The sequence below is a fragment of the Actinoplanes sp. NPDC051470 genome (genome assembly GCF_040682035.1).
In the GTDB taxonomy this organism is placed as follows: Bacteria; Actinomycetota; Actinomycetes; order Mycobacteriales; family Micromonosporaceae; genus Actinoplanes.
In genome coordinates, this window is sequence record NZ_JBFBAA010000035.1 from 1 (window position 1) to 12,112 (window position 12,112).

Here is a 12,112-nt window from a genome sequence, read left to right on the forward strand (position 1 = left end):
CGCCTCCGTAGTGGGTGTCTGGGCGCTCTGGTGGGGTTCCATGGGCTGGTTGCTGGTGTTCCTGATTCTCGTTGCCTTCACGACGCCCTGGAAGGGAGGGCGGCTACGGTGGCTGGGCCCCGTGACAGCCGCCCCGTGCCACACGACGCCAATACCGGCAGGCGGTATTGGCGTCGTGCAATTCTGGTCAACTACTGCTGTCGTGCAGGGCTAACCGATTCGGTATGCCCTCACTACGGACTGTTTCATCCTGTCGCCTGCCGTGTCGGTGGAGCTCACGCGCAGCGACACGAAACCCGGGTTGGCCGGATGCCGCAGCATGACGACCCGCTTCTGCCCTGACCCGGTGACCCGCGCCGGTCGCCAATGGGCCCCGTCGTCATAGGAGACCTCAGCGGTCAGTGTCTTGACGCGTCCGGCCGCAGAGCCCTCCAACCGGTCGACAGTCAACGGAACAGCGAACTCCCGGCCTGCCGGTGCAGTGTTGTCGTCGTCCAGCTTCGGGTGGAACCGTACGGTAGAAATCGGCAGTCGCTGCGGTTTGCTCGAGCCGGTGTGCCTTGATCGGAAGGTCCACGTGCCAGTCACCTCAGTCGACAAGACGTGCGGGGCGCCCCGGCGTGCGGACATCTCAAGCCGATAGTCGGCCTTTCCCGTCGGCACCTCGAACGTTCCCTGGCCTTCGGCGGTTTCGCCGATCAGCGTGTCGCCGGAGTAGAGCGCGATCCGGCTCGAGTCGACGGTCGAGTAACCGGGATGGCCCGATCCTTCGCCAAATACCGGCAGGTCAAACCCGATCGTGTCCCGTGTGCGGGCCACGTAGTCCCGGCCGACGGAGGGACCGAGCACGGTGGGTGCGAATACCGCTGTGTTCCACTGCTCGTGATAGGGGATGCCGTGCCGTAGTCGAGTAGGCGCCTGGGCGGAGACGCTGATGTCGGTAAGCGATTCTCTGATCCGCTGGGTGAACGTGGAGGTCCACAGCGCCCCGCCGTCGGTGTTGACGTATGCGGTACGCCGGAATGGCAGATCGAAATACCTGCGCAGCGTGAGCACGGAGATGCCGTGAACGACAGCGACGGTGGTTTTGTCGCCCTGTGCGCCGGGCGCCTCAGTCGCATACGTCTCCTGGATCGTTGCCAGTTCAGAATTGCGTACTCGCTTGGTAAAGCCGTCGAAAAATCGGCCGGCTCTGGAGTATGCGGTGTCGTACATGGAGGGACTGTTCCGGAACGAGCCGTCCCCGGGCTGGGCGAACTGCGCGGTGATCACACTGTGGAAGCCGTCATACGGTGCCTCGGAGCCGATCTGGGCCACGAAATAGGATCCGGTCGGACCCATTTGGGCGGTGAGACTGAAAACGGTGCTTCCCGCTCGCGTCCATTCCGCCTTGACCCAGGACTGCGACAGTGTCGCGTCGTCTTCCGGCCCATCGATGGACACTGGTTTGCCGAGTCGGGCATCCAGGCGCACGGTGGTGGGACCGTCGACGACGAGTCTCGGCTGCACCAGCGTCGTCGTGTTGGCATCTGCGGGATCGTCGGAGTTGTCATCACCGCTGATACTCGAGATCACGCCGTACTGGCCTTTCGGCACACGCAGCGTCGTCGTGGACTGCCCGGGCTCGCCGAAGACATTGAAAGAGCCGGCGCCGTTGAGCCCGACCAGCCTGGTGTAACGGTAGCCGCTGGGTGAGGTGCGGTCGCGGGCGGTATGCACCAGCGTGACGTCATAGACCTCACCTTCGCGATCGACTGCGAAGGGTGTTTCGACCCGGATGCCGCCGGGTGCGGTAGCAGTGAGGAATCCGTAGTACACACCGTCTGGACCGTTGATGCTGGTGTCGGCGGTCAGCGTGGTGTCGCTGGTTTCGCCGGCCGCAAGGGTCACAGTGTGGTGGGACAGGGTGAAGACCCCGGACGGGGCGGGTGCACCACCCGGGCCGGTTGCGGTCACACCAAGCGTGAGCGTGACCGGCGTGGTGCCGTCATTGCGGTAGGTCACCGTCCGGGTGACTGCTTTGTCGTCGTCGTGCGGCCACGTCTGCCGGTCGAAAGTGACCGCGGTCTGGTTGGTGGCAACGGACTGGGTGATGGCTCGTGCCAGGTCCACCCGGCCTGAGCCCTGACCGAACACGCTGAGGCCCTCAGTGGGATGCGATGCCCCCATGAGCAGCGTCTTGAGCTGATGCGGCGACCAGTTGGGGTGCTGCTGGGTGAGGATTGCCGCGGCGCCGGCGACGTGCGGTGTCGCCATCGAGGTTCCCGAGTGGGTGGCGTACTTCTCGACCGGCGCGGAAGCGTCGCTGTCGTCGTGCGCGGCCTTGGCGGCCATGATGTTGACGCCGGGCGCAGTGATGTCGGGTTTGATGGCCCCGTCGCCGATACGCGGTCCGCGGCTGGAGAAGTGAGCGAGCTGATCCTTGCGGTCGACGGCTCCCACGGTGAGCGCCGCGTCTGCGCTGCCGGGCGAATCGACGGGTTCGTCGTCGTCGCCTCCGTTGCCGGCGGCAATGACGAACAGCGCACCGAACCGCTGCGTCAGTTCCTCGACCGCGGCCTCGAGCGGATCAGTTCCGGGCGAGTCGCTGCCACCGAGGCTCATGTTGACCACTGGTGCGCGCTGCGCCGCCCAGGCCATGCCGGCCAGAATGGCGGAGTCCGGGCAGCCGTCTGCCCGGCAAACCTTGCCGTTCAACAGCTTCGCGCCCGGAGCGACACCCCGATATCTGCCCTCGGACGCCGCACCGGTTCCGGCGATGATGGAAGCGACGTGGGTGCCGTGGCCCACCTCGTCGTCGGCGTCGGGGGCATCGGTGAAGTTTTCCGCCAGTGTGATCTTCCCCGTCAGGTCTGGGTGGGTCGCATCGACACCACTGTCGAGCACGGCAACAGTCACACCGGTGCCGTCAAGGCCGGCCCGCCATGCCGCGGGAGCGCCGATCTGCGGCACACTGGTGTCGAGGTCGATCGCGCGTTTGCCGTCCAGCCAGACCTTTTTCACCCCCGGCCGAAGGGAGCGTTCCGACGGTGTTCCGCCGGTCAGCGACTGCCAGAGCTGGGCTCGCGTTGAGCGGTCCGTCTGAACGGCGAGCATGTCGGTTGCCGGCAGATCGCGGACGATCCGTGCACCTGGGACAGCGGCCGCGGAGCGAGCCCGGGCCGCAGACCCGGGGTATGCGACCAGCAGTGGAAGCGCCGCCGTCCGGTCGTCGTAGCCGAACCTGATGAGGGTATTCACATCGAACAGTCGTTCATCCAGCGAACCGGCCTGCACCAGCGGCAACGCATCGGAGGGGATGACGTATTGGGCGTCCCCGTCCTGCCGGCTGACGAACCGCATGCTGTCGCGGCCCGCTCCGGGCTGGATCGCGGTCGTGTGACCGTTGACGACGGTGATCTGATCACCGGTGAGCAACGTGACACTATGGCCTGAGACCGGCACGCTCGGCAGACTTCCGGCAGCCGAGGGCTCGACCGATTGTGCGTAGGCGACGGGGACCGTGGCGATGGTGACGACACCTAGCACGATGGCGGGTATTCTTCGTCGGCGCATGTGTGTTTCCTTCCGGCCGCTCCGACGGGGGTCAGGACGACCGAGGGGCAGGCGTCGGGCCGCCCTTCGGAGTCGTTGTCAGCACACACGCGTTGGCATCGCCGTGGAGCAGCCATACCGTCGAGGCGCTGGCATTCATACCGTCCATGACGCTCTTGAAGATCGCGAAGTGCAGAACGGATCCCGAAGGCATCGCATCGCGCTTGATGGTCATGACCGTGGCGCCGGACGGTGTGCGCTTCGGCTGGTAATCGACGACCTGGGCAAGCTGGGGAAGGCTGGCCTCGGCGCCGATGCAGTCGGCCTGCTGGCCGGGCTCGAAGAACTCCACCTTGGCGGGCACCCCGGCTTCGGCCAATGCCTTGGTCAACCTCGCGGGGTCGCTTGCCGTACGGAGCGTGAGCGTGACCGTGTCCAGCGGACCGGAATCCACGGACCACGCGGCGAGGTGCACGTGAGTCTGGGAACTGCTCGATGCGCTTTGGCCAGGAGCGGCCTCGGGACGGTGCGTGGCCTCCTGCGGCAGCGACACCGCAAGGGCGGCGGTGACCGCGGCCGCGCCCAGGGCGGTCATGGCCACGCGGACGCCGGCTCGCCGCCGGCGCAACGACTGCCCCCGCGCCACGATCCGATCGGCGGACTCTTCCAGGTGGACCTGATCGAAGGACTTACGCAGGTGGCCGAACAGCTCATCGGTGTTGTTCATCGGTACGTCGTCTCCTGGTTGATCGAAGGAGCAAGGCGGTTACGAAGGGCGTCTGTTGCCCGGGCGAGGTGTGCGGTTACCGTCCCGGGCGCGATGCCGAGAGTTCGGGCGGTCGTCTCGGTGTCCAGATCGAGGAAGATCCGCAGCGCGACGACCTGTCGCTGCCGGTCCGGCAGTTCCCTGAGGGCATTCATCACCGTGGCGTCGGCCCAGCTGTCCTCAGCGCCGGTCTCGGTACCGACCTGCACCGACTCGAGGTGGGCGGTCCACGGAACCTCTCGACGCCGGCGCCGCCACCACGAGATGTGAGTGTTCAGAGCCGTTCGGACAACCCAGGCCCGAGGTGAAGGATGTCGGGCCACCTTCGGCCAGGATGAGAAGGCCTTCGCGAACGCCTCCGACACCAGGTCCTCCGCCAGCTGCCGGTTTCCGGTGCTGGCGAAGACGGCCCGCAGGCAGCCGTCCTTCGCGTCGCGGTAGAAGGCCGCGAACTCCATCGGTTGTTCTGCCATGTCCTTCTTACGTTTGAGCCGCCTGATCCGCTTACCTCGGAGACGATCATTTTGCGGTCGGCGTTTGGAGCTGTGGCCCGACGCGAGGCCGGGTGACCGAAGGGGGTCACTCGACGCCGCCCATCAGCAGCAAGTCAGCGGCGGCATTCACCGCTGACCGTCCCTTGTGCTTTTTAGAGGTGAGCCTGTGCGGAAGAAGTGCGGTCAAGGATGAGTCAGTTCGGTGCTGTTCAGGTCGTCTGGTAGTCGGTCAGCTGCAGCTTCTCGGCTTCCTTGCTGTTTTCGCTGAGGGCGAGTCTGCGCCCCATGGCGGTCGAAAGAAACTGGTTCCGTAGCCAGATCGCCGTCCGGCTCATGGGTACGAGCATTTTCACGGCGCTGCGAGCGCCGGCCTGGCCGCGCTGGGCGTACGGGCGCAGGAGTTGTTCGTATCTCAGGAATGCGCTCTCGTAGTCGCTTCCGGCGTTCAGAATTTCGTGGGCCAGAGTGTACGCGCCCACGACAGCGGTTCCTGTGCCCATGCCCGTCAGAGTCGCTCCGCAGGCTGCGTCACCCAGCAATGCCACCCGCTTGTTCCACCAGGTGGGTACGTCCACGCGGGCGATGGTGTCGCAGTAGAGGTCTGTCGCCTGAGGCAGGTCCGCCAGTAGCGACGGCACCATCCAGCCATGACCGGCGACCCGCTGACCCAGCTGACGCACCCGGGCATCGAGACTTGGCGGCGCGGTCTGCTCGGCGTACAGGCACAGCACATTCGTGCGTGACGGATCCCCGGCATGGGGGAAGACGCTGATCAGGGTGCCGGGAGCATTGAGGACCAGCGTCTCACCGCGCAGATCCTCCACTGTCGGGACATCCCAGCCGGCAATCTGATATCCCAATCCGGTGACGTAGTCGTCGTCCGGCCCGAAGGCGATCCCCCGTACTCCGGAATGCATCCCGTCCGCACCGATCACCAGGTCGAATCGTCGGGATGCGGCGTGCAGAAATGTCACGTCGACGCCGTCAGCGTCCTGCGTCATGGCCGTTATCTTATCGCCGAAGATATATTCCACATTGTTCCGGCTTCGTTCGTGGAGCAATCGGGACAGTGTGGAACGGGGAATCTCCAGGTCGCCGCCCGTGAATTCCGGTGGCATGGTCAGAATGGTCTCGCCGGACCGGCGTACGAAACGAGTCGTCCGGCCGCCCGTCTGATTGTCGCGAATGGCCTCCAGGACGCCCATCCGCCGGAGTACCTCGAGGTGTGTCGGTCCTCGGAAATCGACGGCGTAACCACCGCGGCGCAGTGCGGCGGCGGCCTCCACCACCGTTGTCTCGCATCCGGCGCGCCCCAGCCAGTAGGCCAGCGCCGGCCCGGCCACACTGGCACCTGAAATCAACACTCGGTTCGGCATTCGCCGAGCATGGCAAGGCCGTTGAGTCTCATCCACGGACTGTCGGTCCGGGTCACGGCGCTCCGACGTCCAGCCCACGTGGGCCGGAGGCGGCCTGAGGCCCGGGTATATCCTGCGGGATCATGACGATGAACCGACCGGCGCTCGGTGACTTCCTGCGTCGGCGCCGGGAGGCACTCATGCCCGCGGACGTCGGTCTGCCGGCTGGACGTCGGCGCCGCACCGCCGGGTTGCGCCGCGAGGAAGTCGCTTCGCTGGCCACGATGTCAGCCAATTACTACGAACGGCTGGAGCAAGCCCGCAGCCCCCAGCCGTCCGCGTCAGTGCTCGGGGCTCTCGCCCGCGCGCTTCGCCTGAACAACGACGAGACCGGCCACCTCTACACCCTGGCCGGGCAAGTCCCGCCTCCGCAACCGCCCGCTCAGTTCCTGACAGCGGATCCGAGTCTGCTCACCGCGCTCGATTCGCTCGGGCCCACGACACTCGGCCTGATCACCGATGATCTCGGGGTCGTGCTGGCCCAGAATGCCCTCAGCGCGGAGGTCTACGATCGGTTCGCCGACCAGATCGGCATTGATCAAAACATCATCTGGCGATGGTTCGTCGATCGGGCCTGGCGCGACTCCGTCGCCCGGCTCGAGGAACAGGAGCAGACCAGCCAGGCCTATGTGGCTGACCTGCGCCTGGCCATCGGTATGCGCGCCGGGGACCAGGCCTCGGTCCAGTTCATCCGCCGGCTCCGGGCGGCCAGCGAGTCCTTCAATGAACTGTGGGAGCGTCATGAGGTCGGCCTGCTGCGGCCGGGCCCGAAGCTCGTCCTTCACCCACGCGCCAGGCTCGAGCTGAGCTGCGCCGTACTGCCGGGCCGGGTACGGAGCCAGAGGCTGGTGCTGTTCCGGGCCGACCCCGGCAGCAGAACCGACCACATTCTGGCAACGATGCACCCAGCGGCATCGCATTCCGCCAGTCCCGGAACAAACTCGGATTCCACCGCGACCTGAGTTGCCATCTCCGGATCGCGAGTCCGCGGCTACGGCTCACACCTGCCGTAACAATCTTCCGCATGGAAGCGATGCGGGCGGTGCAGCTCGACCGGTTCGGCGGAGGATCGCGATGACCAGGGTGGCCAAGCCGGCGTCGAGGCGGGCGCGGTAGGCGGCGTAGCCACCGTGTAAACGCGCCGGGTCACACCTGCAGCGGCGTGTTCGTCGAGGTGAGCGTCCATCTGCAAGCACTTTTGAACACGTTTCGATTCTGGTGAACCTCGGTGTCGGTTTCCACGTTCTAGTGCTGGAGTGTCTCCGACCAAGATCAAGAGTGAGTCGATGACTGAGAGAATTGACGACCGGCGTGCCCGGTGGCGACGGCTGCTGAGTTCGACCCGGGCGCGCGTCGAGGTGGTCGCCGCCTGCCTGATCCTGATCGCCTTCGGCGCCGTCGCGTTCACGGTGGTGCCGGCCGTCGCGGACGACGACAAGAAGGCCGGTCAGCGGGTGCCCGCAGAGGTCGTGCCGGCGATCGTGGCGGCTGCCCTGTCCTGCCCGAGCCTGAACCCGCCGCGGCTCGCCGCTCAGATCATGGCGGCGTCCGGCTTCTCCGAGGGCGGCCCGCACGGCAATCTCGCCGCCATGGACCCGGCCGCCTGGTCCAAGTGGCGGCCGTCGCCGGACGCGCAGGCCACCGAGCCGGCCGAGGTGATCGCCGCGCTCGCCCACCGCACCTGCAAACTGGCCGGACAGATACGCGCCGGTGGGCTGACCAGCGACCTCTGGCCCGCCGCGGTGGCCGCCGAACGGTCGACCGTGGACGCCGTGCTGAAGGCCAAGGGTGTGCCCGCCAGGCAGGAGAAACACGTGGACACCGTGATCGCGTACGCACGCTGGTACGCCGATCAACCGGAATTCTCGATGGCCGAGGCCGCCGCCGCCGTGCCGTCGGCGGAGCCGGCCGCGACGCCGGTGCCCGACGCGCTGGTCCCGGCCGTCCGGGCGGCCGGCGCGGTATGTCCGGCCGTCACGCCGGCGCGCGTCGCCGCGCAGCTCAACTCGCTGTCGGGATTCGACGCCGAGCTGCGGTCGGGCAACGGCGCGGAAGGAATCGCGCAGTTCACCCCCGAACTGTGGAAGACCTACCGCGTCCGCAAGAACGCCTCGGTCTGGAACCCGCAGGACGCGATCGCGTCGATGGGCGCCGCGATGTGCGGGCTGACCCGGGAACTGGCGCTCGTCGACGACGCCGACCCGTACGTGCTGGCGCTCGGCGCCTACCAGTGGGGTACCAAGGTCGTCCGGCAGGCAGGAGGCATGCCGCGAACCGTGGTGCCGCAACTAGCCGACCGGGTCATGAGACACGTCGCCGAGTACGAGAAGGACGCCCGGCTCACGGCGACGGCCAAGGCGGCGCCGAAGACGGAGACCAAGAAGCTCAGCGGCAAGCCATCCGCGTCCTCGCCGGCGAAGGCGGCGGCCGGACCGGCGAAGACCAAGAAGAGCAAGTTGAAGCAGGCCAAGCCGCCCACCAAGGGCTCCCTCGCACCCGGCTCGGCCGGCTTCGGCCCGTACTTCATCGCCAACCTCCGCACCAAGCTGTGCGCCGACCAGCCCGGATCGGGCGCGGGACGGCCGGAGAACCCGCTGACCCAGTCCACGTGCTTCAAGAACTTCGATGACAACCAGGAGTGGGAGTTCCAGCCCCGGGCCACCGACGACAAGGGCCACCAGCTCTACTGGATCCGCAACATCGACGACGGCCTCTGCATCGATCCGCCCGGCACCGGGCCGGCACCGGACGCTACCCCTCTCGTGGTCAATAACTGCTTTGACAACGACAACCAGTACTTCCGGCTGGAGCCGACCGTGGCCTCAGGCGGCCGGCAGTACTACTGGTTGCGCAACACGGTCTCCAACATGTGCCTGGAGGTCCCCGGGGCGGGCACCGCCGGCCCCGACACCCAGCTGCAGATGGTGCCCTGCCTGACCGGCGACGACCACGACTGGGCGCTCGTCACGAGGGACAAGATCTAGATTTTCGGACCTGGTGCGCCCGGGGACATGACCGGTCCCCGGGCGTGCGGCCGGTGGCGGGGGATATCCCGCCGACAGGCGTTTTCGCTGCCGCCGGCCAGAGCGTCGCGGACCTGCCGTGTCAGGCTCGACGCAAGCTGGATCAGGCGAGGGAAGGAGAGCGAAGCCCTATGGCGTTGCTGCGGTTGCTCCGTCGCCGACAACCGCCCGGGCATCCTCTCATCGTGCGGTGGTACGGCTCGGCCGCCGTCATGTCGCACCCCGCCGACTCGCCCCTGCTGCTGTGGCAGCTTCTGCGCGATGCCGCCGTTCCCGGCGACAACGTGCTGATCATGGCTTCGAAGCGGGCGATGAGCGACCGGGCAGGCGGCGCCGCGCTCCGGGGCGCGGTCGAGCACGCGGCCAGATCCTGGCGCACCGACCGGGTCTGGTTGGCCGCGAACGGAGTCGGTCGCCCTCGCGGCGCACACGCCGCCTGGTTGCTCCGGCTGGCCGCCCGCAGCGGAGTCGAACTGCTCGTCCCGGACGGGCCGGTACACGCCACTCCGGACGGCACTCTTTACGCCGCGGCCGGCGGGTCGGGCTGGCGGTCGTTCCGATCCGGTGGCGCTGCGCCCGTGGCCGCCCTACGGCACCCCGTCCCGCTCTGGGAACAGGCGTTGTCTGACCGGCCGGTCCTGTTGCCCGGCCTCGTCGCCGATCCCATCCCGGCCGGCATGCTGCTGCATGCTGCCGACACGTCCCCGACCAGCCCTGGGGACCCGGCCTTCCACGTGCCGGTGGACTCCACCGGCCCCACGCTCGTGCTGCGGTACGTCGGAGCGCCCCCGGTCGACCCGGCCCACGTGGCCGGGCTCTTCACCGGACTCCCTGAACGCACCATGGTCCACATCGAGACCCGGCTGCTCGATCCCTCGTCCGCGCCGCCCACCGCCGCCTGGCTGAACCGGCTCGAGGCGGAACTCAACGCGGTGCGGGCCCGCGCGTCGGTGGTCGATCCGTTTGCGCCGCTTCCAGCCGGTCGCCGACCTGTGGGAGAAGGGCCCGCGCTGATCGGCGGTGGCTGGGTCCGTACGGGCGACCGGCACTACCGGCACGCGACCGAGACGGATCTGGTGGCCGAAGTGGTTCCCGCCGGGGTGATGCTGCGCTCGGCGGTCGCGCGCCCGGCGGACGGATCGGCCTTCGTCGAGCCGGAGGAGGGCATCCTGACCATCGAGGACGCGGCCCCGGAACGGCTGGTCGACGTCTTGTGCCGCGTGCTGGCCGGGGGAGCCGGTGATCCCGGCGTTCTGGTGGTGGGACACCAGGACGGTGCGGCGCGGCTGGCCAAGGCGATGGACCCCTCGTCGGGCAGCGTGTCCGCCGCGGCACGGTCATCCGTTCCGATCGACGTGGGCCCGAGTGCGGCGAACCGGGTTGACGAGGAAGCTCCGGCATCCGGTAGGAACGCCGCGCCCCCGCCGTCCGGGCACGGTGTCGAGGCATACGGTGTTGCGGCGTACGAAGAGCGGGCCGCGGCCGCGGCCGCCGCGTTCAGGCAGGATGCCGCAGTCGCAGGCGAGACGGCGTACTCGGCCGGGGCCCTGCCTGTCCGGGTGACTGCCGGGTCGGACGAGCCGCTGGCCTCGCGCGCGCCGACGGCCGTTCGCGCTCTTGCCGATCCCGCAGTCGTTCCGTCGGTGGCGTCGGTCCCGGCTCCCCGCCCGGCGTCGGTCGCAACCTCGTTGTTCGGATCCGGCCGCCGGCGCGCCGAAGAGACTCCACGGACGACGGGGGCGCAAGCGACCGCGCAATCGGAGCTGGCCGCGACTGGTCCGGCCACCTGGCCGGCACTGCCTGCGGGCGTGACCGTCGAGGAGCCGGACCAACCGGCGTTGCCCGCGAGAAACCGTGAGGAGCGGCCGGAAACACCGCGGCCCACCGCCATGCGTCCGGTCATCACCGTGTCCGGGCCGGACCTCGGTGGCAACGAGCCGGAGCGGTGGCGGGCCGCCGATCGATCGCCGGACCCGCCGTCCGGCCCTGTCGCCGGCTCATCCGCGGTCACCTCCTACCGGCCCGCGACCGGTGAGCCGGTCCCGGAGCGGGGCAGCACCGCGGACGAACGCCGGGACTTCGTCGCCGGGCTGGGTCCGGCCTACACCGACTCGATCACCACGGTGAACGCCGCGCTCGCCGCCTGGCCCGCCCTTCGCCAGGACGCGTCGGTGGCCGCGAAGACGGACCTCGTCGCGGTGCGGCTCTTCTTCGGACGATCAGGCTCCAGCGCGTCACGGCTCAACGCGGATCTACGGGCCGGCCGGTCACCGGACCTGCCCGGGTACCTGTCATGTCTGGTCTCCGGACTGCGCCGGTTGCCGCCCAGCCGCCGGGCCATGCTCTGCCAGGGCCGGCTCACCGTACCGGCGCGTCAGCTCTACCCGGAAGGGGCGATGCTGGTGGAGCCCGCCTTCCGGGTCGTCAGCGGGGCCGGTGGCCTGGCGATCGAGGGCGCCGACGTGGACTACCTGATCTGGTCGCGGACGGCGCGGCAGACCGGATTGCTGGGCGACCCGGAGCTGGACGAGGCGGTCTTCCTGGCCGGGACACGGTTCAAGGTGCTGGGGGTACGCGAGAGCGCGGCGCCAGCTGGCGATGAGACCGCCATCCCGGACGCGGCGGTCCTCCTGCGGGAGGTTCTGCCCGGCGAGCCGCCCGTACCCGGCCTCGACGACGGCGACCGGATCGTGCTCACCCGCCTGGAACGGGCCCTGAACCGGCGCCGATCGGCGGCGCCGCAGGCGCTCGACGACAGCGCCGCGATCGACCGGCTCATCGGACCACCGCTGGGCTTCGTGGAGGCGACCGCCGGCGCCGGATGAGGGTTTCCCCCCGAGCCGGCATCGTGACCACACCGGAGCATCGGAAGGCCTCCGA

The 12,112-nt window shown here is 68.5% G+C and carries 7 protein-coding genes; 3 read left to right on the forward strand and 4 right to left on the reverse strand.

The genetic code is table 11. The features are described 5' to 3' along the window. Positions 1-210: 210 nt before the first annotated feature. The 4 genes from AB0M54_RS39775 to AB0M54_RS39790 form a co-directional block, all read right to left on the reverse strand. Complete coding sequence (locus tag AB0M54_RS39775; RefSeq protein WP_364477190.1) at positions 211-3,555, reverse strand: S8 family peptidase; 3,345 nt, start codon at positions 3,553-3,555, stop codon at positions 211-213. A 31-nt stretch (positions 3,556-3,586) separates the two neighbouring features. Next, entirely contained in the window at positions 3,587-4,261 is a 675-nt protein-coding gene (locus AB0M54_RS39780; RefSeq protein WP_364477192.1) for a hypothetical protein, read from the reverse strand. Further along, the gene (locus tag AB0M54_RS39785; RefSeq protein WP_364331227.1) at positions 4,258-4,773 is read right to left on the reverse strand and encodes a SigE family RNA polymerase sigma factor; all 516 of its coding nucleotides are present in this window, start codon (positions 4,771-4,773) and stop codon (positions 4,258-4,260) included. Before AB0M54_RS39785 ends, AB0M54_RS39780 begins: the two co-directional genes overlap by 4 nt. Before the next feature lie 230 nt (positions 4,774-5,003). Next, a complete protein-coding gene (locus AB0M54_RS39790) occupies positions 5,004-6,170 on the reverse strand; it encodes an FAD-dependent monooxygenase (RefSeq protein WP_364477194.1) in 1,167 nt (388 codons plus the stop codon). 122 nt (positions 6,171-6,292) lie between these two features. On the opposite strand from AB0M54_RS39790, the gene AB0M54_RS39795 reads away from it, so the two are divergent. From AB0M54_RS39795 to AB0M54_RS39805, 3 genes are all read left to right on the forward strand, one after another. Then, positions 6,293-7,171 (forward strand): helix-turn-helix transcriptional regulator, encoded by an 879-nt coding sequence (locus AB0M54_RS39795; RefSeq protein ID WP_364331232.1) that lies wholly within the window; start codon positions 6,293-6,295, stop codon positions 7,169-7,171. A 324-nt stretch (positions 7,172-7,495) separates the two neighbouring features. Then, on the forward strand, positions 7,496-9,193 hold the full coding sequence (locus AB0M54_RS39800) for an RICIN domain-containing protein (protein ID WP_364331235.1): 1,698 nt from the start codon (positions 7,496-7,498) through the stop codon (positions 9,191-9,193). A gap of 224 nt (positions 9,194-9,417) precedes the next feature. Next, a complete protein-coding gene (locus AB0M54_RS39805; protein ID WP_364477196.1) occupies positions 9,418-12,057 on the forward strand; it encodes a hypothetical protein in 2,640 nt (879 codons plus the stop codon). The last annotated feature ends 55 nt before the right edge of the window (positions 12,058-12,112 follow it).

What these genes read in the sequence shown, in the direction of transcription:
- AB0M54_RS39775 (WP_364477190.1), bottom strand. Translation starts at nt 3,555, where the DNA reads ATGCGCCGACGAAGAATACCCGCCATCGTGCTAGGTGTCGTCACCATC.
- AB0M54_RS39780 (WP_364477192.1), bottom strand. Translation starts at nt 4,261, where the DNA reads ATGAACAACACCGATGAGCTGTTCGGCCACCTGCGTAAGTCCTTCGAT.
- AB0M54_RS39785 (WP_364331227.1), bottom strand. Translation starts at nt 4,773, where the DNA reads ATGGCAGAACAACCGATGGAGTTCGCGGCCTTCTACCGCGACGCGAAG.
- AB0M54_RS39790 (WP_364477194.1), bottom strand. Translation starts at nt 6,170, where the DNA reads ATGCCGAACCGAGTGTTGATTTCAGGTGCCAGTGTGGCCGGGCCGGCG.
- AB0M54_RS39795 (WP_364331232.1), top strand. Translation starts at nt 6,293, where the DNA reads ATGACGATGAACCGACCGGCGCTCGGTGACTTCCTGCGTCGGCGCCGG.
- AB0M54_RS39800 (WP_364331235.1), top strand. Translation starts at nt 7,496, where the DNA reads ATGACTGAGAGAATTGACGACCGGCGTGCCCGGTGGCGACGGCTGCTG.